Below are 23,619 nucleotides of genomic sequence, written 5' to 3'. Positions count from 1 at the left end.
CGGTGTTGGCTTCACTCGGCTACTTGGGTCACATACTTTTGTATGCGCCCAATTTTCGTCATCCTTCGCGCTGTGGCGGTGTTGGCTTCACTCGGCTACTCGGGTCACATACTTATGTATGTTCCCCAGGCTATCCTCATTTTGCCGCCTAGCCACAACACGAATGATTTAGAAAATTAAATGGTTGTTATCCTTAATGCGGTGGCAGTGTTGGCTTCACTCGGCTACTCGGGTCACATACTTATGTATGCTCCCCAAGCTATCCTCATTTTGCCGCCTAGCCACAACACGAATGATTTAGAAAATTAAATGGTTGTTATCCTTCATGCGGTGGCGGTGTTGGCTTCATTCGGCTACTTGGGTCACATACTTTTGTATGCTCCTAGGGATTAGCTTCACTAGCCGCCTTGCTACAACCTAAATTAGTTAGAATATTTTTTGTGTTTTGTGTTTTGTGTTTTGTGTTTTGTGCTAATGAGATAAAAGCCATAAATTATGGCGGAGAAATTTCAATATCTTCTTCTGTATTCAGCAAATCTAACGACTGAAGCACTTCCAAGCGCTTAATTCCGTCAGCATTAACGACTAAGCGCGCTAGCTCATTGTAGGTCTTTTTATCCATTGTCACGCGGCGGCATAAGTAAATATGATAGACCTTTTCACTAATCATGGCGGGCTCTTCGTCATTCACCGTTAATTCTTCATAGCTAATATCAATGTATTTTAAAAAATCTGAAATATTAAAGCGGGTGATATCTGCTATCGACGATTGGTTCTTTTCAAACACCGCTTGACGATTGTGCAACAGGACATCTTTTCGGTAGTACAAAATATCTTCCACGCGCTGCACATTCACTAAATTCACCCAGTGGGATTGTTGGCGCATCTCGCGAATATCGGGCGATAACATGGCTTCACTGATAAACCGAAAAGACTCTTTACACACCCCCACAGGGGCTTTGACACCTTCGCGATAAATGCGTAACTGTCTATCAGGTATCCATTTTTGAAAAATGCGATATAGCTGCTCGCGGCCGATTTCTTTTAGTCTATCTTTGAAAATATAACCAATGACCATGGCTAAAAAGAGATTAGCGCTGAGTGCACCATATTTCCCCTGCCAAAGAAACGCAATTAAGGTGGCGAAAATCATCGAAATTGCCGCTGCAATACCATAAATAGAATGCAAAAGTAGCGGTAAGCCTCGCTTATGGCGAATATCCAGATACAAATAGCGATTAATGTACTTTTTGAGTAAGTTGCGGCGGTAAGTCACTAACTCTGCATCGGTTTCGTTACTGGGAAAACAATCTGGGTAATGTTTTTTTAAGTAGCGCATTTCTTGATACCAAAAATGGCGCATCTCTTCGCGTAATGGCAATTGTTTATCTGCCAGTAAATCGTGCAGGTAATTCATGGTGTAGTAGGTCATGAATTCGTCGCAGTACGAAAACGCATTTGAGTGAATTTCAGTTTCAATACTGGCAGTATAAATGGAAAGTGTACGATAGCAGTTAAGGCACTTTTCAATATCAGCAAGTAGATCAGTTAAATACTCAGGCGTTTGTCGCTGTGGGTTTTGGCTCACCATTTTGAGATTCAAACGCACAGTGCGTTTAAAGGTTAATGCGTACCGTTTGAGTTTATTTTCATATTCATCCAGTGACGGAGGGTTTTGCGGTTCGCACTTCTCTAACCACTGTTTAAGCTCATCGAGTTCCCCATTTTCAGTGGCTAATGACGACAGTTTTACTGTGGGTGGGCGCAATCTAATATAGTTTTTTAGACTGCGCTGGAGGCTCGATGCGGTGTAAAGATCTGGATTGACTTGCAGTGAAGAAGGCAAAAAGAAAAACGTTTCAACTTGATAGCGGATCTCCTTAGATTTGCGCGGAAATAAAACCTTTTGTTTGATTTCAAACTGTTTTTTTCCGTGGATCTTGAGAGACTCTTTAATCATATTATTCCTTTATGCTTCTTCACATTAATGGCATTCTCTTTTTTACCAAAGATAACTGTTAAAACCCATGAGTGGCATTACGTAATGAGTCCACAGAATTAGCAGTATCCAGATAAGGACAAGTTGAATCATACCATATTTAAATGAGTCACCAGTTGAATATTGGTCTGTTAAATAGCTGATATTGGCAGGCTTAGAATTAAAATACAGGACATACACTTGGTTAATCATAAACGCCATCGGTAAACAGAAGCCAACTAAATCCCAATCATACCGTTGTGCAATTGCGATAATAATCGGGAATAGAATAATGGTACGGGCGGTTTTACTTTCACTAATCAATGTTGTCAGGGCAAAAACAGCACTTAATATAGCAAAGACGAGCAGCTTTCCTGCACCTTGAGGGTCAATATTCCAATGGTCAAATGCTTTGTGAACATATAAACCTACGATATCAGTTTGGTCCATCATGCCGCCTAAGACGTATGCACCAAAGCTAAACATCAACATATGCCACGGAATATCCGCATCATTCCATTTCATGACGCCCATTGCAGGTAAGCGAGAAAACGATGGCATGAGTACGATACATGCACCAGCAAGAGCGACAACTTCAGCACGTAGACCTGTCCATTTTCCCGTAGACCACAAGAGTAAAACTAAGAGAAAAACGATACCGGCTTTGATTTCACTGATTTTGACTTTCCCAAGCATTTCGTATTCTGTCTGCAGGCGTCCCATACCGCCTTCTAATTTCGGCGTTTTTTCTTCATCTGTAATGCGGAAAATAACGCGTGTACCCGTCCACCATGCAACTAAACACTGGATCACAGCGAGTGGGAAGAGGGCAATAAACCAATCTTGGTAAGTGACTAATGCACCTGCTTTTTCTAACATTGCGGCAGCCAGTAAATTAGCTGCCGAACCAGTTAAAAATGCGCTGGCAGAGACGTTATTTGCTAGCAGGTTTAGTAGCACCATATTCCGGCCTACGTTATTGCGTTGTGCGCCGCCTGTTGCACCATAGATGGCAGAAATTACCATAAAGAGAGGCAATAAAAGGGCAGTTTTTGCTGAGGTTGCACTGATAAATGCACCAAAAATCAGGTTGAGTGCGACAAAACAGAGAAACAGCATGGTTAAGTGATTTTTGGTTTTTAAAACTAACATCAACGAAATTCGTTTTGCCAGCCCTGTAGTGACGAGTGCACTGGCAAGAATAAAGCTCGCGATGTTTAAGATCATGACAGGCTCACCCAACATAGCAAAAGCAGGTCGCATCTTCATGACACCAGTTACAATAACGACCACCACGACAATCAAGGATGTGAGGTAATTTGGAATGGCCTCTGTGAGCCAGAGAATTAATGAGGCAACGAAGATCCCCATTGCGCTATAGCAGTGGGCAGCCGGTACTTTAGTTTGAGATTCAAACACATCAATTGTACCGCACCATTGTAATTCGAAAAAAAGGAATGAGAGAATAGCTAAGGGGACACCAATTAATTTGAGATTTTGCATTAGTGGACCCGCTTTAATATCACGGAATTTTTCTAAGGAATAATTCCGCATATCAAGGGGATCAAAACTTGGCTTACTATTCGCTGACATACCTATCTCCTTTTATTATTATCATTTAAGGGCCGATTGGTAGAGCCGCGGCCCAGTGAGATGAATAACGATATGCATTAACCGAACTACATGCCAACAACCCGTTTGGCGGCTTTTAAGTAATTTACGTTGGGTTGATTTTCAATACCTAAGGCTTTGACTACGCCTTGCATTTTTTCATAGTCTTCACTTTCACAGCAGGCAGTTTCCATTAATGCGCCATTGAACCAAACACGGGCAAATTCACAGATGATGCCATCGACCATAAATCCATAGCGCATTTTTTCGACAGTTACTGCGTTTAATAGAGGGTGTTGGCGAACAAGTTGTTTAAATTCCTCTAGTTCGTATGTCTCTTTCTCAAGAGAAATATCGACTTCAAGGTGTGACAAGATAATGGCGAGCTCTTCTTTTTTTACAGGAAATTGAAACTTGCCACGGGGCTGAAATATTTCATATCCTTCTTTGGTTTCGCCGACTTTGACTTTGATATCTAATAGGCCATCGCGGACTTTTACGTTGGAATTATTTGTTTTTTCAGACAGGAAATAAGTTTCCAGTGGTATTTTTCGCGCAGCGTACAGCGTTGCTTTGACATCCCAAATTTTGGCTTCAAGATTATGGATTAAGTCATGACCGAAAATTCGAAATTCAGCACGAGGAATAATTTTACTGGCCTCTTCTTCAGAGATAGCGACATTTTTTGTGAGCGTATTCATGGGGTTCCCCTTATTTTTTCCAAGTAGTATAAGGATTAGCAACGAGATTAGAGTTAAAGTATTTCGGATCTGACGAAATCTCCTCACCTACCCAATCTGGTTTTTTGAATGCTTGGTTTTCATCGCTAAGTTCAACTTCGGCGACAATTAAGCCTTCATTCACCCCAAAAAATTCATCAACTTCCCACACCAATCCGTCATAAGGTATTTTGTAGCGTTTTTTATCAATAATGGGCTGCTCTGCCAGTTGAGTCAGCATGGCAACACAGTCAGCGTAGGGGATTTCATACTCATATTCTGTGCGAGTGATACCCACAGTGAGTCCTTTAATTGTCAGGAATGCTTTATCATCGATAGTTCTTATTCTAACGGTACGCTCTTTCTGACTATTTAAATATCCTTGGGTATAACGAACTCCTTTTGCTAATTCTCTCCATGAATCACCCGATACTAAAAATTTACGTTCAATTTCTTTAGCCATAATGGTTACTCCTGAGTAGGGCGAGGATTTTAAAATCCTATTTTTGGGATGAATTTTTATTTAAATTCATCTTTGCACACTCAAAGAAGAACCAAAAATCAGCAAGTTGTATGCGTATAATAAGCAATTCTTATTGTTGCGATTATGTTATTCAGTTGCGGTTTTTTAGATATTTTCTGCATGAATAAGTTGCTCAATATCACTGTTTAACCGAATTTCATTCGAGATTTCGCGTAATAACATAATAAATTGAAAAGCAGCAGCAGATAAGGAACGATTGGTTTGATAAGTTAAATAATAATCCGCATTCATATCGAAGCCATTTATTTGTAATTGGATTAATTTTCCTGCGCTAATATCGTCAATAACACTGAGATAAGGTAAAGCAGTGATCCCAAAACCCGTTGCGATAAGCCGCTTAGTTGCTTCTAAATTTGTCACGGTAATGACAGGGGCTGTTGCATCACTTTGTGGCGAATTTATTTTTAACCAATCTTCAATTTTTGCTCGCGTTCGGGTGCCTTTTTCCCGCATAACGAGCGAGGAATTGGTGAATTCATTGATGGTCAAGGGGCGTTGAAGTTGTAATAGCGGTGAGTTTGTTCCTACAACAGCCACATAAGGTTCCCGATGCAAAAACACCTGATTGACGTTTGGTACAATTGGCACTCGGCCAGCTAAACCAATTTCGGCCTCTTGATTAGCCACCCAATCCATCACTTGTTGGGAATTACCGATTTTAATTTTGATATGAATAAGTGGGTAACGTGCATTAAATTTTTTGAGGATATCGGGTAAGTAATAACCTCCCATGACGGCAGTGGCGGCAATAGTGAGAGTGCCTGTTTGCAATAAATTTAGGTCTTGAAAAACGTGCTCAATTTCATCAAATAAAGCGAATAACCTCTCGGTATAACTGTAAAGTACTTTTCCTTCACTGGTTAGAGTGATTTTTTTTCGTGAGCGATCAAACAAGGACACGCGAAGTGAGTTTTCTAGACCTTGAATTTGTTGGCTAACAGCGGGTTGGCTGAGAAATAAAATATGTGCAGCTTGGGTAAAACTGCCACTTTTAGCAACATAATGGAATGTTTTTAGGTGGTCTAAATTCATGCGGCTGACGGTGTTGTGTGTCATGATGATTACCTGCAATGCGATAGTTTTACCGAGCTAAGAGGTTATAAATGATTATAAAGAGCGGGGGTTGGCTTGCACAGAATATGAATGGTAATTTGTGAGCGAAACAAGAGTGTATGCAGTAAAAAGATTAATTAAACAAAGGTGTACATCGAAAAAAGAGGAAGGTAGGAGTGAAATAAAGAATATAACGAGGCATATTGCTATGCCCCATTATCGATTTGCTATTCGCTAGAATAACTTATTTTTTTGCAGCAGGACGAACTGCTGTTACTTCAATTTCCACTCTCCAAGCTGGGTTAGCCAGTTTAGCGACTTGGAAAGTTGAACGAGCTGGCAGATTAGTGACTTTCTCAGACTCATAGAACTTGTTGTAACCAGCCATAAAGCCAGCAAAGTCCATAGTACCTTGAGTTTCTTCACCACCAACTAAGAATACTTGCATTTTAACAACGTCGTTCATGGTCAAACCCATACCTTCGAGGTTAGCTTGGATTTGTTTTAACACGTTGATAGTTTGTGCTTCGGTATTACCGTAAGACTCTAAAACGCCTTCTTTTGCATCTGCAGAGATTTTAGAAGGTACTTTTCCGCTTAGAAAAATAAGGTTGCCCGCGCTGATTTCTACTGATTCAGAGATAGGGAATCCTTTCACTGGAACGCGTTTAACATCTTCAGCTGCATTCGCACTTGCTACACCTAAAATTAAAGGCAGAGAAAGCAATAAAGTTTTATAGCGCATGTAAACTCCTTAACATTATCAAAGTAAACGGGATCTATCGGTTTCACTTAAGACTAAATTTTAGTCTAGTTCCATTGACAGAGAGATCCCAGTAAAAAAAAACGCGACTTTTTCGTTTATTAGTTAAAACGAGAAAGTTTGTACGGCGTTGGGTCGATAAATGGTGTTTCGCCCATCAACAATTCAGCCGTTAAGCGACCAGATGCAGGGCTTTCTGTCATACCCCAACCTGTTGCGGTATTGATGACTAAGCCTGGGTACTGCTCGACTGTTGAAATAATTGGAATTTCATCATCCGTTGGTGCAACGGTACCACCCCAACGTTCAACCACTTTAGACTCTTTAAAGACTGGGAATTCATTTCTCAGTCTTTCCAGAACGCCATCTAAGTGTTCGTTGTTTGGTGTATTGGTTGCAGTACGGAACTCTTCAAATGGTGTCTTCTCATCTAAGTTCCAAGATGTCGACATCATGAAGGAGTTAAATAAGTCTTTACCAAGAGAGAATTCTAATGGTAATTCGCCGCCGCCTAATACGTGCAGGAATCTTGGTCCTAACAGGAAGCTGTCTTTAACGACAGAGCTGGTAAAGATACGTGGTGCAACCGCGTAGGTACCATCAGCTTGTTCACGGAAGTGAATACCGTTAGGTAAGTGGACGTTACCTTTTGGTGCACCCGGAACGCCTGAGATGCGTTGCTGTGACAGGTAGACGTTCAGCGTTGGAACATCAATACCTAAGTTGCCCATAAACAGACGAGACCAAATACCACCAGTCAGAACGACACGAGAGGTTTTGATAGCGCCTTTTTCAGTCACAACATCGGAAATTTTACCGCCCGCTGTTTCAATGCCGCGTACTGCACAATTGGTATAGATACGGATACCGATTGATTTTGCGTAGTTCGCCATTGCTGGGGTAACAGTTTCTGGGTCAAGGCTACCTGAGTCTTCTTCAAATCCACCGATTTTCCATGGAGTTTGAGCATCAACCAGACGATTCGCCAGTTCAGTACCTTCGATCATACGAGTACGTAATGGGGTATCGAAACCTGGGTTTTCAGACGCAGCTTTGATCCAAGCTCTTGAAACTTCTAAATCTTCTTCGCTTGAAGGAACTTCAACACGGCCTTGAACACGGTAGCTAGTATCAGCACCGATTTTTTCGTTCATACCGAGCCATTGGATTTTTCCGTAGTGGTGTAAAGGGAAAATCGCTGGTGAGGTTTTATAGCTGATGATTTGGCTGTATGCACGGCCTGATTGCTCACCGCCGACAACGCCTTTTTCACAAATAACAACATTCAGACCTTTTTCAGCAAGGTTAATTGCTGTCATGATCCCTTGAAGGCCAGCACCGATGATGACTGCATCTGCAGACTCAGGTAATTTGCCTTCAGTGCCAGCAACAGCTGGTACGCGCGATGGTGTAGATTCGAAACGGCCTTCACGACGGATCATCGGAACAACTGTTGCACCCCCTGCCAGAACACCAGCAGCACCAACCCCTAATAATAGCTTTCTTCTCGAGATTTTCATCTATAACCTCAATAACAATCTTGTTTTTTATATAGTAAATAATTTCAAATTGAGATGATGATCTTATCATATATTTTGAAATTGTTAAGTGGGGGTAGCATTTGTTAATAAAAGTCGATGAAATGAATGTGAACGTAAATTGGTGTGGTCAGTGCTGTAAAGGGTTTGTCGAAGATTTCTCTATTTTATTTATTGGCTAATTAATAATTTTGAAATGCAAGTGTCATTAAAAGTGTACGGGTGTAAACTTTATTATTTTGCCTTAAGTATTTTTTTCTGTACTACATTAATGAAAAATAAAAATAATGGGTTTCAGAAGAAAATGCTAAATATGAGTTAAGTCACGCGAGGGGTCTGAAAATATAAAAATAATCTTTTTATTAAAATTTGATTTTATTTCACCCAATTAATGATGAAATAATCAACAAGTTTTATCTTTCTAACTTTAATACACCAAAAGCACGACTTGGTCTTTTTATTTTCAATATAATATTGAAATATATGGTATTTTTATGGTTTTTTTGGTTTGATGAAATAACTTATATTTATTAAGGTTAATGATGATAAATTATTTTAAATTTATTTATTTTAGAGTGAGAAATAAATATACCCAATAAGATGTTTATTTAATTAGGTAAGTAGATATATCAGAATGACAGAGATGTAGAGGAAGTGGGGAAATTAAAAGTCAAATTGTTTCATTAAGTACAATTAATATATCTATACATTAATAATATTCTTGCGAGATGGTTAATAATAAAAATACTGGAATTTTAATTACCTATAAATTAGCTTGTTAAATAACCGCCTAGTAATGGGGTGTATATTATTTAGCTATTTTACTTTATTAGTGAATATACACCGTACTGAGGTCAATTATTAGCGATATATTCATTCTTAGTGGGAATTTGAGCGAAAAAGTTAGCATAATCCTCGGTACGAACCTGTTGAGGAATGGTCATGAGTGTTCTGTTTAGGGACATTAGGCACGCAGGTAAGGCGTTATATTGAAAGGAATTTAGTCCCACTCTCAGGGTAATAATCGATAAAAACCCCCTCCAAAGCTTTGAAGGGGGGAGAGTAATTAACCCAGTTTAGCCTGTGATAAATATTTTTCCATTTCGTCACTCGGCACCATACCGCCGCCTGTTGCCCAAACAAGGTGTGTGGCATTTGCCATCTGCTGCGCACTGAGCGCTTTAGACTGCTGGTAATCGGTGTTTTGTGTGACATGCACGCAGCCCGTCATACCCGCAAGGGCTGACGGTTCTAGTTTGATAGCTTCTGTTTGGTTGAGTAACCCTAACAGGTTATACATTTCTGAGTCATCAAGGGTGTAGTACCCATCGATTAACCGCTCCATCGCACGACCCACAAAACCAGAGGCTCGACCAACAGCAAGGCCATCTGCGGCAGTGATATTATCAATACCAATTTCTTGAACAGAGATACCATCGTGTAACCCAGTGTGGACGCCCAAAAGCATGCACGGTGAATGTGTTGGTTCTGCAAACAGGCAGTGCACTGCATCGCCAAACGCCAGTTTTAATCCAAAGGCGACCCCACCAGGGCCACCGCCTACGCCGCAAGGTAGGTAGACAAACAGCGGATGGTCTTTATCAACAATAACACCTTGTTCTGCAAATTGTTTTTTTAGACGCAGCCCTGCGACGGCGTAGCCTAAAAACAACGTTGTGGAGTTTTCATCATCAATAAAGAAACAGTTTGGGTCTTGTTCTGCTTCTTTGCGACCTTGTTCAACGGCAATGCTGTAATCTTGTTCATATTCAACGACATTCACACCGTGTGAGCGTAGTTTGTCTTTCTTCCACTGGCGCGCATCCGCAGACATATGCACGCTGACGCTAAAGCCTAACTTGGCACTCATGATGCCGATAGACATCCCTAAATTACCCGTTGAGCCTACCGCGATGCTGTATTGGCTGAAAAATTGGCGGAATTTATCAGAAAATAAAACTTCATAATTATCATCAATGGATAGCAGCCCTGCCTCAAGTGCCAGTTTTTCGGCGTGGGTGAGCACTTCATAAATTCCCCCACGCGCTTTGATCGAGCCCGAAATCGGCAAGTGGCTGTCTTTCTTTAATAACATTTTCCCGGTGATTGGCGTTTGGTAACGGGCTTCGAGCGCGGTTTGCATATTGGGGATTGCCACCACGTCAGACTCGATAATCCCTTGAGTGGCTTGCGTTTCTGGGAACGCTTTCATCAAGTATGGTGCAAAACGGTTTAAACGCGCTTCGGCATCTTGAACATTCTCAAGGGTTAATCCCACATAAGGTAAACCTGCTTCTGTGGTGGTGGCATTAGGGTTGAACCACGCCACGTGTTTTAAATTGATTAAGTCCTGAACTAAAGGGTAGTCAGCAATTAACTTATTCACGTTTATCTGAGTCATAATTACTCTCTTCTAAATCACAAATGAAAGTGCAAAGGTGCCTGCCAGCGCAACAAGGGATGCGATAAGGGTGGCGACACTGTAAAAACGGAATGTTTCAGCCAAGGTGGCATTACAATATTGTTTAACCAGCCAGAACAGGGAGTCTGTGACGATAGTACAACCAATCGCGCCAGAACCGATGGCTAATGTCATAATTTCTGGGCTGATATGTGGGTACATTGGCATTAGCGGTGCCACAATGGCGGTGGCGCCCATCATAGCAACGGTGGCGGAGCCGACTGCTGCGTGCAGAATAATCGCCACTAACCATGCCAGTAAGATTGGGTGCATGTCGATACCAGACAGCACCAGCGCAAGGGAATCACTCAGTCCGCTACCTTTTAAGATACCGTTAAATGCACCACCCGCACCAATAATCAGTAAGATATTGGCGATTGAACTAAAGCTTTCTTCGGTTTTACTGAGTAATACGCTCATGCCCATGTTACGGCGAATACCAAGCATGTAATACGCGACAAACGCGGCAATAAACATAGCGGTAATAGGGTTACCGATAAACTGCAGGAAGGTATATAACTGATTGTCTTTGCTCATGTTTAAATCAGCCGCTGTTTTGATTAACATGAGAATAATTGGCAGTAAAACGGTAAATAATGTGGCGCCTAAAGAGGGTAAATCTTTTTCGTCACGCACTTCGAGGTCCGAAAATGCCTCTGGCACCGTTTTGAACGGTAAACGCTCACCTAAGAATTTCAGGAATAATGGCCCACCTACTAATGAAGCTACAAGCCCCACAGCAAGCCCAGCAACAATCACCGTTCCAATATCTGCACCTAGTTCATTGGTGACAAACAGCGCTGCAGGGTGTGGTGGCACGATGCAATGCACCGCCATCAGTGCGGTACATAGCGGAATGGCGAGTTTTAATAACGACGTATTGGTTCTTTTGGCAATGGAAAACGCCAGTGGGATCAATAACACCACACCGACTTCAACAAACAGGGTGATACCGCAGATTAAACCGATTAACACCATCGTGACATCGGGGGTTAACCAGCGGCTTTTTTGTAAGGTGACACCGATACGTTCCGCTGCCCCCGAGATTTCCATCATTTTTCCGAGGATAGTCCCTAGCCCGATAATGGCGGCGAGGAAACCGAGTGTACCACCAATCCCATTTTCAATGGCATTCACCATTTCTAACGGGTTCATTTTCATGGAGATACCGACAAAGAAGCTGGCGAGTAAAAGGGCTAAAAAAGGGTGAAACTTAAATTTAATAATCGAAACGATGATCAGCAAGATACTAATAACCAGCGTGCCGAGCATCCACATTGTAGAGTCCATATCCTACCCCTAATCATTTTGTTGTTGTGCCTCTATTGGATAATAAATATTCAGAGGTGACAAACGATGAAATTGGGGACTTAGATGAATTAAATTAACTCAACGGCGTGATGTTTGTCATAAAAAAGGGCAATTTACCGATTTGCATCATAACAATTCATGTTAAACGCGTTATTCTAGAAAAATGCAGGACACGCCTAGGAGGTTCGATGTCACCTAATCATAATCCCTTTGAACAATCAGGCTTTATTCAATGGCATAAACGGTTGTCGAGCCATCAGCTATCCCGCTTACATACTTTTGAAGCGGCGGCTCGTCATCGCTCTTTTGCCCTTGCATCACAAGAATTGGCGTTAACGCCCAGCGCCGTCAGCCACCGAATCAATACTCTTGAAGAGGAATTAGGGTTTAAATTATTTGAGCGTTTTCATCGACGTATAGAGTTAACCGCAGATGGTGAGCGAATTTATTGGGCATTGCGTAAAAATTTGGATGATATCAACCAAGAAATTTTAGACATTAAAAACCAAGAAATTTCAGGGGAATTAACGGTGTATTCACGGCCTTCTATTGCCCAGTGTTGGCTTATTCCCAAAATTGCTGACTTTACTAATCAATATCCCTCCATTCAGCTCAATTTATTGACGGGGAATGATGATGTTAATTTCCGCGGTTATGGTATTGATGTCGCGATTTATTACGATGATATCACGCGGCCTAATTTGTATTGTGAAGACTTAATGCCTGAATCTATTGTGCCTGTATGCAGCCCACAATACGCCAAACAGCACGATTTGATGGACAATATTCACCAACTCAAAAACTGTACCTTGTTGCATGACAGGCAGGCTTGGAGCAGTAACTCCGACTATGATGAATGGAAAGCGTGGAGTGAACACTACCAATTATCGCTATTTCCGCACCGTCGGAACCTGTGTTTTGACCGTTCAGATTTGGCGATTGTGGCGGCAATGAACCACGCGGGTGTGGCGATGGGTCGTAAACAATTGGTTGAAAAACGCATTAAGTGCCAAGAGCTGGTGATGCCTTTTGGGGATATTGCACTCAAATGCCAACAACGCCATTACTTTGCGATGCTAAATGAAAAACGTAACCCCAAAGCCGATATTTTTATTCAGTGGCTAAAACAGCAAGTTAGGTGAATATGGCAAGTAAATTGCTGTTAATTCGAGTAAGATAAGGCATTAGCCTTTCTTTTCAGCACATGGAAAAAACGCGCGCGATGGCACCGAAAACTCAAAAAGTAGCAACAATTAAAGATGTGGCTGCCAAAGCACAGGCAGGGAAAACCAGTATCTCACGTTATTTAAACGGTGAATTCCATTTGCTGTCAGATAACATGCGCCAACGTATTGAAGTGGCAATCCAAGAACTGAATTACCGCCCAAACCAAATGGCACGCAGTTTAAAGCATGGCCGTACCGGGTTGATAGGGTTGATTATTGCCGATATCGGAAATCCATTTTCGGTAGAAGTGCTCAAAGGCGTTGAGTCAGAGTCCATCAAGCAAGGGTTTATGACGGTGGTGTGCAATGCAAATAATAGCATTGAGCTGGAATGCCAATTTATTCAGTTATTAAAGGGCTATCGCGTTGATGGGTTAATTATCAACTCTGCGGGGGTAAACGCACAATTTATTGATGTGCTGAAGCAAACCACATTGCCTTTTGTGTTACTCGATAGAAAAATCGAAGATTTCCCGTGTGATATGGTCGGTTTAGACAACCCTGCATCGGCTGAAATGGCATTTAACCACTTGATAGAGCAAGGGTTTGAGGCGATTTGCTTTGTGACTGAACCCATCGAATATAACAGCGCGCGTAAAGAGCGCCTGCAAACCTTCCAACGCTTGCTGAACCAGCAAGGCCAAGTCAAAGGTGAGTTTCACCAAATTACCTTACCGAACCCAGCGGAATTAGATTCCATCGTTGCTAACTTTTGCACATCTCACCGCGGTATGCGTAAAGCCATTGTGGCGGCAAATGGCGTGTTAACCTTGCAGCTTGCCTACGTGATGAACCAACAAGGGCTACGTTGGGGGGCGGATATTGGTTTTCTCAGTTTTGATAACCTCGAATGGGCGGCCTTTGCTGGGCAAGGGATCACCTCTGTTTCGCAACCCACCGCTGAAATGGGGCACAAAGCCGTTGAGTGTTTATTAGAAAAGCTGAAAAACCCCGAAAAAGCCCCAACACAGTACCTGTTTCATGGGGAGTTAGTCGTGAGAAATTCAACCACACTATAAGTTAGGGTTGCAAAAAGAGGGGAATTTCAGCTCCCCTCTTTTTGTCTTGTGAAGAAACTAGTGTGTTTGTATCGCGCTTAAATTAGCGCAATTTTCGCTAAAGTCACCGTTTAGTGCGGCAATTAAGTTATCGACTGCACATTCCACCATGGCATAGCGCGTTTCATGGGTGGCAGAACCGATGTGGGGTAGGGCAACAACATTTGGTAAGGTAAGCAGTTTAGAGTCAGCAGGCAGTGGCTCAACTTCAAACACATCTAATCCTGCGCCGCGAATTGTACCGTTTTCTAAGGCGGTTATTAGCGCCGCTTCATCAATAATTTTCCCACGAGAACCATTGATTAAAAACGCACTCGGTTTCATTTTCGCCAATTCGGCTTTACCAATTAGTTTTTCAGTGGATGGCAGCAATGGCACCACGACACAAACAAAATCAGATTCTTTCAGTAGTGTGTCTAAATCACAGCGTCGGGCGTTAAGTTTGGTTTCTGCCTCTGCATGTGCATGGTTACTGTAGTAAAGTACAGGCATACCGAACCCTGCATTGGCTCGCTTCGCTACCGCATAACCAATGCGGCCCATACCTAAAATCCCGATAGTTTTGCCATTCACGTTACTGCCGTAATCACTTTCGCCAATGCTTTTGGTCCATCGACCATTTTTCACCATTTCCGCCATTTCGATAATGCGGCGGGCACTGCAAAGCACTAAGGTGAAAATGGTGTCTGCAGTGGTTTCTGTGAGCACATTGGGGGTGTGCATCAAGGCAATTTTCCGCGCATTCATTGCGTCAATGTCAAACTGGTCAACGCCAACCGAAATGGTTGATGCCGCTTTTAGCTGTGGTGCAAGGGCGAGCTCTTCTGCTGTAATCGGGTAGCTTGCACCAATGATGCCCTCTGCGGTACTTAACGCTTGCAGGAAACTTGCCCTGTTTTCGTCCGTAATTTCATCAAAAACAGTGACATTAAATTGCTGTTGTAAGCGTGCAAGTTGCGTATCGGGGATTGTCTTATACAAAATAACATTCTTTTTCATGGTTGCCCCTTATTAAGCGTGTTTGGCGATAGCGGAACCGCTGCTCGGTTCTTGGTTGGGTTTCACAATTAGCGTAAAGAACACTGAGGCTAACAATGCCAGACCCATAAACATATAGGAAGCGCTTGGGCTACCTGTGGCACCATTGAGGTAACCGACAAACCATGAGCCGAAGAATGACCCCAAGGCACCCATGCTGTTGATCAGCGCCATTGCGCCCCCTGCGACATTTTTTGGTAACATCTCAGGAATGATTGCGAAGAATGGGCCATAAGGTGCGTACATGGCGGCACCCGCAATCACCAGTAAGGTATAGGATAACCAGAAATTTGAATTGCCTAGCATGTATGAGCCAAGGAAGCACACAGCACCGATTAAGAGCATTGGCCAGACAAATAATTTACGGTTATGCATACGGTCTGAAGCCCATGATACCAAAATCATCGCCAACGTGGCGGCAAGATATGGCACCGCAGAGAGCCAGCCTGTTTCCACCATGCCTAAGTTTGATGCACCGCGAATAATCGAAGGCAGCCATAACACAAAGCCATAAACCCCGATACTCCAACAGAAATACTGTGCGCACAGTAGCACAACGTTACGGGATTTGAACGCCTCGCGGTAATTGCGTACGGGCTTGATATTTTTCTGTTCATCACTGAGTATTTTGTCTAAATCCGCTTTTTCTTGCGGACTTAACCAATTGACTTGACTTGGTTTATCACGGGCAGTTCGCCACCAGAAGAAGGCCCATAGAACCGCGGGAACCCCTTCAATAATAAACATTTCACGCCAGCCAAAAGCTTGAATTAAGTAACCCGATAACACTGACATCCATAACACCGTCACTGGGTTACCTAAAATTAAAAAGGTATTAGCACGTGAACGTTCGGATTGAGTGAACCAGTTACTGATGTAGATAAGCATTGCGGGCATAACCGCAGCTTCGACGACGCCTAAACTGAAGCGGATAATCACCAACATCGGTATGTTACTGACCATCCCCGTTAAGCTAGCAAATATGCCCCATAAGAAAATGCAGGCAAAAATCAGTTTGCGAACACTGCGTTTTTCTGCGTAGATAGCCCCAGGGATTTGGAAGAAAAAATACCCTAAGAAAAATAAGGAGCCGAGCAGGGAGGACATCCCCTTGGTAATGCCTAAGTCGGCGTTGATCCCTGCGGCGGCGGCAAAGCTATAGTTAGCGCGGTCGAGGTAAGCAAGGCTGTAAGTGATAAACACGATTGGCATAATGCGCCACCAACGTGACATCGCAGGAGCTCTGGTTGTCATAATCTATTCCTTCTTAGCACGCAGCATCTGCGGTAGTTGAGGGGGAAAATGCCATCATTTCTTGCTGTAACTGTGCTTTCGTCGGTAAGCCTTCACTATCACCAATCACTTGGATAGCTCTAGCACCAATAAAGTTACCTCTTTCAACGGCTTGAGGTAAAGATAACCCTTCAAGAAGCGCGCTAATAACTCCAACGGCAAAGCCATCGCCAGCGCCAACGGTATCCACTACATTTTTGACTAAGCAAGCAGGGACGATACCTTGCTGATTATTCGATGTTTTATAATAAGCACCTTGTTCACCTGTTTTGATGACAACGGCTTCCACCCCTTGAGAGAGGTAAAAATCGGCTATCGCTTCGGGCTGGTCAAAACCAGTGAGAATTTTCCCCTCTTTTAAGCCCGGCAAGACCCAATTGGCGTGAAAGGCTAACTGATTTAATTGCGCCACCATTTCACTTTCACTGCGCCATAACGATGGGCGTAAATTAGGGTCAAAAGATAATGTTTTTCCCGCATTTCGCATCCATTTTGCCGCATATAGTGACAATTGATAGCTGGTGGCAGAAAGCGCTGCGGCGACACCGCTTAAATGCAAGTGGCGGGCAGAGGAAAAATAATCTTCATTGAAATCAGTGAGGTCTAAATGACTTGCCGCTGAGCCCTTACGGAAATACTCCACTTTGGGATCGGTTCCATTTTCAGCTTTAGATTTGAGCTGAAAGCCCGTTGGGTAATTTCTATCGAATTTAACACATTGATGATCAACGTGTTCTTTATCTAATGTACTTTGGATAAAACGCCCAAAAGAGTCATTGCCGAGGCGACTTACCCAACCGCTTTTTAAGCCGATACGGGAAAGGCCTATCGCCACATTCAGCTCTGCGCCTGCGGCACGGCGAACAAAGCTTTCAACCTCATGGAGCTCACCCGTATTGGTCGCCACAAACATCATCATGGCTTCGCCGAGAGTTACAACATCTAATTGATTTTTCATGAATTAAATCTCCTTTAACAGAGAAACATAGTGTTCAGTTACTGCACGTAGGTCATCACCCTCAAGCGGGAATTCAATCCCGCGGGGAACGTTACTAGGAAGTAAGTTTAAGACGGCTTTCCATGACCCGTCGCTATCATCAAGGGCAACAGCAACGCGTTTATTATCTGCACGTAACTGGCAGGCTTTTACGTGGATATAAGCGACTAAAGGGGCAAAGTGCTGTGCGGCAACGACAGGGTCTTCACCGAGCCAGTGCCAATTGGCCATATCGAATGCCATTTTAATTGGCAGCTCTTTTTCCACGACATCCACAAAAAAGCGTTTGAGTGGTGCAATGTGCCCACCAACCTCAGTTTGGTCATTTTCGATAACTAGTTGGGTAGAATAATGCTTGAGTAGGTTGATAACGTTCGTTAAATCATAATGTTCTGGTAGATCACCTAATGAAAGCTTAAGGAAACGGGCATTCAATTTTTTTGCATCGTCGAGGTAATGCTTGAGTTTTGTCATTTCAATCGGTGCATGATGCTGAAATAAGGTATCTGGCACAGAATAGACCGTGCTAAGTTGCCTTGTTTGTAGCCCGTTGGCGATATTATCAAGGTTATCGTTAGGCTGTAATAACTCTTGGCGGATCTCTATGCCATCAGCGTTTGCTCCTTGAATAGCATCAAATAAAGCCTGCTGGCCGCCAAGTTGTTTTACGGTTTGCGCGCCATAGGCGGCGGTGACGACAATAATTTCTTTGCTCATGACTTTCCTCTGTCTTTTTGGAGGGGTGAACCCTATTGCCATTGCGAATGGCTTATTATGGAATCGGTTCCATTTTGGTTTCTAGCGAGGAAAATCGAAAATCAGGGCTATATCACTAATCCATGCTTGGTAAACGCTGAATTACCGATCTCCATCACAACTCTCTATGTAATGAATGAAAGTGAAAAGAATGGTGAATAGGAGGGGGGTATAAATAAATAATTGTTTGTTTAATAAAGAAATTAATAGCTAATTAAAGGCGGTGGTAACACTAACAAGCTCTTTTTTTCTTCCATTTTAGATATTTTTTATTGGTACTTGTATCCCAATTTCTCAACCTAACGCTTTCAATGAAATATTATTTCAATATATTAATTGAATGATGAAATTTTGGTGCATTCTTTTATGGAAAACAGTTATGGAAAAGCGCTATGGAAAAAATTTTATCAGTTTGTTTCACCAGTATAGAAAAAATAAACGATAAAAATGAAGGATCTGGAGATGAAATTAATCAATACCACCGCACTCTACAGCACGCTGTTACTGACCACGGTTTCATGGGCACAGGCGAATACCAGCGAAAATGCAGGGGTGTATACCAAAGCGTGTACGCCTGAACTAATACAAGCAGCAAAATCCAACGCCGACCTTTGTTATGGCGTGAATAGCAAAACGGATATTCAAATTACCAAGAAAAGTGCGGACAAATACAAGATAAAAGTCGTCATCATCGGGGAAAGTACCAATAAAAACTATATGCACACCTATGGTTATCCATTAGAAAACACGCCGTTTTTGTCTTCAGTCAATGGCCGTTTTTTTAACCACTTTATCAGTGCTGCGTCGAATACCGTGCCAACACTGACGCGTGCATTAGCTAAAAATGATCTTAGCACTATCACGGAGCACCACGAAAAGCCGTATTACAACAATAATTCCATTGTTGATCTTGCCAACCAAGCGGGCTATGAAACCTATTATATTGGTAATAACGGTAGCTTTGGGGACGACGAAATCGGCTTCACAAATTACTTTTTAAAAGCCAATTATTTTTTACCTGTAAGGGACAGCAAAGCTGGGTTTGAAAACTTGTTTGTGCAAGAGAAGTTCACGGTTGATGACAGTGTCAATAAACTGACTAATGACTTCAAAATGCTGCCTGCTTTTAAAGCCGCGTTAAATAACCCGTCAGATAAAGAAAAAGTCATTTTTGTGCATATGTGGGGGCCACATCATGATGGCTGGCCAAAAGGTGCATGTGGGCTTATCAAAGAGAATTACAACATCAACCCTGAGCAGTTTGATACTGGATGGGGCAGTCTGGTGAATTGTTATGTATCAGGGATAAAACTCAGTGATGATTTTATTGGTGATGTGTATAACATTTTGCAAGAAAACAATAAAAATGGTGAAAACCCATTCTCTATTTTGTACTTTGCTGACCATGGGCAAGGCTTAGTGAAAGCGAATAAGCAACACGTTGCTGCTTTGGAGGCAGAATATAAAGGCTTCATTAAAGAGGGCAACTTGTATCTACGCCACGGACAACTGGTGAAAGGGGCGTATCAAATTCCATTAGTGGTGATGAATTCGGACGATACACAGCGTGAATTCCGTGATGAAACATTAAGTGAGTGGAATTTATTTGATTACTTCGCGTCTTGGTTAGGTGTTGAAACAAATCTGACATCGCCAGCAAAAAGCATTGTCTCGGGCACCATCACGCCTGAAAAAGACATCGATGTGTTTGTTTTCCCACGAGATGAGTTTGTGAAATATGACAGTTTACCGCAGGATACTGTGCTTTCCCCTGTAACGGTTAATACAAAAGTTGTTGCGGATTAATTGAACAAAAATAAAGGCAGGGCTTAATGTCAGCACTGCCTTTATTATTTTCGTGTATTTAATGACGACTTAATGCATCCGCGACCGCTTTAAAACGGGCGAATTTATCACGTAATTGCTGGTGACCTAGTGCATTAGGTTGATAAGTAGTGATTTTTGGCGTACTCGCTGCAATCGCCGCATCAAAACCTGAATAATACCCCGTTCCCACCGCAGCACACAATGCCGCAGCTTGGCAGCCTGATTGCTGCACGTTCACAACATCTAGCGGCAAGTTACTTGCATCACAGAACATTTGCATCCACAGTGGTGATTGTGTTGGTCCTCCCGTAAAACGAATGGACTCAGTGGCATTATCAAGGCCCACAATGCGGTCTTGGTGCAGTAAATGCGAGAACACGATACCTTGATAAATGGCATACACAATGTCAGCGTCAGTATGGTGTGAGCTCAACCCTAATAACCCGCCATGCAAGTTACTGTGGTAGTTTGAGCCGTACAGCCATGGGAAAAATAATATGTCATTTTTCCGTGTTGCTCCTTCAGCGACGCAATGGTTCAGCACGTCATAGTCTTGTAACCGTTGGTTGAAGAAATGGCGGGTAAACCACGCTAAATTACTGGCTGATGTTGGGCTGCCTTCGTGGACAAAATAGGTGCCTGGAATACAGTATTTACTCCAAACATACGGGTAGTCTGAGGGAACAATTTCGTCGAAAACGCGGGTGGAAATCGTCCATGTCCCTGCAACGGCGCTGAGTTTGTCTTTTTGACTGACACCAGATGCTAATGCCGCACCAACCACATCAAAGAAGCCGCCAAATACAGGGGTTCCTTCCACAAGACCGGATTCTTCAGCGGCTTGGTGTGTGACAGTCCCTGCAAGCTCTGCGGAATTGATTACAGGGGCAAGCTTATCATTCACCTCATCAATGCCAAAAAGTTGACAAAGTTTAGGGTCATAACTCGATTGGATTTGGTTAAACAGCTGGCTGCCTGAAATATTGGTTTCTTCGCAAGCGATTTGGCCTGTTAGGCGGTAACGAATATAGTCGTGCACCATCAAAACATGGCCTGTATCACGGTAGTTATCGGGCTCGTTTTCTTTTAGCCAACGCAATAATGCGACAGGGTGGGAGGCCCACAACTGCTGCAAGCTCAGCGGATAAGCGTTGTCTGCAGTACCATTTTGATGCCATGCATCGACAATGGCTTGAGCCCGTGAATCTGAGGACACAATCCCTTTACGAACAGGTTTGCCGTGTTTATCCAGTAAATACAGGCCTTTCCCGTGTGAGGAAAAACTGACCCCAGCAATTTGGGATGCATTTAATCGGCTGTTTTTGATGGCATCACGGATAACATGGCAAGCGGCTTGCCATAGTTCGTCCATATTCCGTTCGCTGAAGCCCGCTTCAGGGCTTTCGGTCGGGAATGGGTGCTCAGCAACGGTAATTTCTTGGCCTTCTGGTGTGTAGATCCCCGCTTTAATGACTGTTCCGCCGAGGTCAACACCCATAAAAAATGTGCTCATTTTGGGCTCCTTTACGCGTTGTTCCAACCCGCTTGCTGCATTTTATCTTCCATCCACTGACGTGCCTTAATAATTTCGACGAGTGGCTCATCCGCTTTTTCCGTCCACATTTCAATTAAGAAAGTACCACGGTAATTTAGACGTTTTAACAGTTTGAATAAACTCACAAAATCGACACAGCCTTCACCAAATGGCACATCGCGAAATTGCCCCTTGCAGGTTTCAGTAACGGCATAAGTATCTTTTAAATGAATCGCCGCAACATGTTCAATCCCTTTTGTGAATTCTTGCTCCACATCATTGCCCCAAGCGGTCAGGTTGCCAACATCAGGGTAAACGCTGAACCATGGAGAACGAATTTTGTCGGACAATGCTTGCCATTTGCTAATGGAATTCATAAATGGTGTATCCATGATTTCTACCGCACACATCACTTGGGAAGCCGCTGCGATTTCACTGACCCATTGCATACCTTTTTCAAAATTGGCAATGGTTTGGGCATCTTGCTCTTCATAATACACATCGTATCCAGCCAACTGAATAGTGCGGATGCCTAGGTCTTGAGCCAGTTTGATGGCCTTTTCCATTAAGGTATATGCCATTAAGCGAGTGGCTTCATCGTGGCTACCAAACGGAAAGCGGCGATGACCAGATAAACACATACTTGGGATGCGAACGCCAGTGTCTTGCATGGCTTTGACGAGTGCTAGGCGTTCTGCTTGGCTCCAGTCTAATCGGGCAAGGCGCTCGTCAGTTTCATCCACTGACATTTCAACAAAATCAAATCCCGCGGCTTTGGCTATGGCTAACTTTTCTAACCAGCTGCTGTTTTTCGGTAAGGCTTTTTCGTAAATTCCAATCGGATGCTTGCGCATAATAATCTCCCTGAAAAATTTAACTTTGTGACGATGCTTTATTGAGTTTTTGGTTACGGGTCATAGCACGTTTGGCGCTCCATTTTTCTTTGAAGAATTTGAACGCTAACGCCAAGATTAAGGTGATACCCCAAACCGCAAGGTTAAAGTGCAAGCTGATACCGAGCAGGCTTAAACCCGTTGCAATCACCTGCAAAACCAAGAGCGCACAGAACACACGGCTCACCTTACCGACTCCCCCGAATGGGTTAGTTCCGCCTAATACGATGGCAAGGATGGTCAGTAATAAATAAGAATCACCATATCCCATACGCGCCGAGTTAAAGCGCGCCATCATAATCAGCCCTGCCAGTACACACAGCAGGCTCGAAATGGTGTAAATCGCAATCATCACACGGTCAGTTCGAATGCCACTGAACCACGTTGCGTTGATGTTGCTGCCGCTCATGTAGATATTTTTGCCTAAGCGGGTGCAGCCTAAGAACAGCGCCAATAAAATAGCGGTGACAATAAATATAATCATGGCAATCGGCACACCAAAGACGGTATCAGAACCGATAGCGCGTACAATCGGTGGCATCCCACTGAGCGCCGCACCTTTAGTTAGATATACGCCAATACCGCTGATGATGGTCATTGTCCCTAAGGTCACGAGGATTGGGTGGGCACCGATATGGGAAATCATTAACCCCGTTAAGCTGCCGATAATCACCGCTATCACAGTAGCACCGACTAAAGCAATCACGAGCCACATAATCTGCGTACCTGTGCCTGCATCGACAGGGAGGTAATTGATAAACACCCACGCCATAAATAACCCTGTTAAGTTGGCAGTACTGATAATCGCAAGGTTCAAGCCGCCGCTTAACATAGGCACGAACATAGCAAATGTCAGTAAGCCCAACTCAGGGAGCTGGAAGGTAATACTCAAAAAGGTATTTTGAGTGAAAAAGTGCCCCGGCATAGCGATGCTGAAGGCCGCGATAGCCAGTACAAAGATTGAAAGCAGTCCGATAACAGAGCCATCAATTTTAAAAAAAGCTTGTTTTTTCATGGTG

The 23,619-nt window shown here is 43.1% G+C and carries 19 protein-coding genes; 3 read left to right on the top strand and 16 right to left on the bottom strand.

All coding sequences use genetic code 11. The features are described from left to right. Positions 1-493: 493 nt before the first annotated feature. From J6836_RS14705 to dsdX, 9 genes are all read right to left on the bottom strand, one after another. Positions 494-1,960, bottom strand: coding sequence for a hypothetical protein (locus tag J6836_RS14705; protein WP_219244739.1), 1,467 nt, complete (start codon positions 1,958-1,960; stop codon positions 494-496). Between the two features lie 42 nt (positions 1,961-2,002). Then, positions 2,003-3,571, bottom strand: a complete 1,569-nt coding sequence (locus J6836_RS14700; RefSeq protein ID WP_219244738.1) for an SLC13 family permease — start codon at positions 3,569-3,571, stop codon at positions 2,003-2,005. An 86-nt stretch (positions 3,572-3,657) separates the two neighbouring features. Continuing rightward, entirely contained in the window at positions 3,658-4,290 is a 633-nt protein-coding gene (locus J6836_RS14695; protein WP_219244737.1) for a hypothetical protein, read from the bottom strand. 10 nt (positions 4,291-4,300) lie between these two features. Then, entirely contained in the window at positions 4,301-4,771 is a 471-nt protein-coding gene (locus J6836_RS14690; RefSeq protein ID WP_219244736.1) for a CYTH domain-containing protein, read from the bottom strand. A gap of 165 nt (positions 4,772-4,936) precedes the next feature. Beyond that, positions 4,937-5,908 carry a LysR family transcriptional regulator gene (locus J6836_RS14685; protein ID WP_219244735.1) on the bottom strand — a complete coding sequence of 324 codons (972 nt, stop codon included), beginning with the start codon at positions 5,906-5,908 and terminating at the stop codon, positions 4,937-4,939. A gap of 241 nt (positions 5,909-6,149) precedes the next feature. Then, entirely contained in the window at positions 6,150-6,650 is a 501-nt protein-coding gene (locus J6836_RS14680) for a RidA family protein (protein ID WP_206083380.1), read from the bottom strand. 119 nt (positions 6,651-6,769) lie between these two features. Further along, positions 6,770-8,188 (bottom strand): NAD(P)/FAD-dependent oxidoreductase, encoded by a 1,419-nt coding sequence (locus J6836_RS14675; protein WP_219244734.1) that lies wholly within the window; start codon positions 8,186-8,188, stop codon positions 6,770-6,772. A 1,084-nt stretch (positions 8,189-9,272) separates the two neighbouring features. Next, entirely contained in the window at positions 9,273-10,607 is a 1,335-nt protein-coding gene (gene dsdA / locus J6836_RS14670; protein ID WP_219244733.1) for a D-serine ammonia-lyase, read from the bottom strand. Between the two features lie 12 nt (positions 10,608-10,619). Then, the gene (gene dsdX, locus J6836_RS14665; RefSeq protein WP_219244732.1) at positions 10,620-11,957 is read right to left on the bottom strand and encodes a D-serine transporter DsdX; all 1,338 of its coding nucleotides are present in this window, start codon (positions 11,955-11,957) and stop codon (positions 10,620-10,622) included. Positions 11,958-12,166: 209 nt separating this feature from the next. Between dsdX and dsdC the strand changes: the two genes are divergently transcribed. Together dsdC and J6836_RS14655 are read left to right on the top strand one after the other, a co-directional pair. Then, a complete protein-coding gene (gene dsdC / locus J6836_RS14660) occupies positions 12,167-13,120 on the top strand; it encodes a DNA-binding transcriptional regulator DsdC (RefSeq protein WP_219244731.1) in 954 nt (317 codons plus the stop codon). Between the two features lie 80 nt (positions 13,121-13,200). Then, positions 13,201-14,223, top strand: coding sequence for a LacI family DNA-binding transcriptional regulator (locus tag J6836_RS14655; RefSeq protein ID WP_219244730.1), 1,023 nt, complete (start codon positions 13,201-13,203; stop codon positions 14,221-14,223). A 57-nt stretch (positions 14,224-14,280) separates the two neighbouring features. Here the strand turns inward: J6836_RS14655 and J6836_RS14650 are convergent, their stop codons facing one another. Genes J6836_RS14650 through J6836_RS14635 form a run of 4 tightly spaced genes read right to left on the bottom strand, consistent with a single transcriptional unit; the run spans position 14,281 to position 18,307 of the window. Next, positions 14,281-15,261: an NAD(P)-dependent oxidoreductase gene (locus J6836_RS14650; protein WP_219244729.1), complete on the bottom strand. Its 981-nt coding sequence runs from the start codon at positions 15,259-15,261 to the stop codon at positions 14,281-14,283. Between the two features lie 12 nt (positions 15,262-15,273). Continuing rightward, complete coding sequence (locus J6836_RS14645; protein WP_219244728.1) at positions 15,274-16,554, bottom strand: MFS transporter; 1,281 nt, start codon at positions 16,552-16,554, stop codon at positions 15,274-15,276. A 13-nt stretch (positions 16,555-16,567) separates the two neighbouring features. After that, entirely contained in the window at positions 16,568-17,551 is a 984-nt protein-coding gene (locus tag J6836_RS14640; protein WP_219244727.1) for a sugar kinase, read from the bottom strand. A gap of 3 nt (positions 17,552-17,554) precedes the next feature. Beyond that, the gene (locus J6836_RS14635) at positions 17,555-18,307 is read right to left on the bottom strand and encodes a sugar phosphate isomerase/epimerase family protein (protein ID WP_219244726.1); all 753 of its coding nucleotides are present in this window, start codon (positions 18,305-18,307) and stop codon (positions 17,555-17,557) included. Positions 18,308-18,808: 501 nt separating this feature from the next. Here J6836_RS14635 and J6836_RS14630 point away from each other — a divergent pair. Then, entirely contained in the window at positions 18,809-20,152 is a 1,344-nt protein-coding gene (locus J6836_RS14630) for a phosphoethanolamine transferase (RefSeq protein WP_219244725.1), read from the top strand. Positions 20,153-20,210: 58 nt separating this feature from the next. Here J6836_RS14630 and J6836_RS14625 read toward each other — a convergent pair whose 3' ends face one another. From J6836_RS14625 to J6836_RS14615, 3 genes are read right to left on the bottom strand one after another with little or no spacing between them, the layout of a single operon-like run. Beyond that, on the bottom strand, positions 20,211-21,686 hold the full coding sequence (locus J6836_RS14625) for an FGGY-family carbohydrate kinase (protein ID WP_219244724.1): 1,476 nt from the start codon (positions 21,684-21,686) through the stop codon (positions 20,211-20,213). Positions 21,687-21,697: 11 nt separating this feature from the next. After that, entirely contained in the window at positions 21,698-22,561 is an 864-nt protein-coding gene (locus J6836_RS14620) for an L-ribulose-5-phosphate 3-epimerase (protein ID WP_219244723.1), read from the bottom strand. Positions 22,562-22,580: 19 nt separating this feature from the next. Continuing rightward, on the bottom strand, positions 22,581-23,615 hold the full coding sequence (locus tag J6836_RS14615) for an ABC transporter permease (protein ID WP_219244722.1): 1,035 nt from the start codon (positions 23,613-23,615) through the stop codon (positions 22,581-22,583). Between the last annotated feature and the right edge of the window lie 4 nt (positions 23,616-23,619).

Origin of the sequence: Providencia sp. R33 (assembly GCF_019343475.1) — a bacterium.
Lineage (GTDB): Bacteria > Pseudomonadota > Gammaproteobacteria > Enterobacterales > Enterobacteriaceae > Providencia.
Note: the sequence above shows the minus strand (reverse complement) of the source record. Positions and strands in the feature narration are given on the sequence as shown.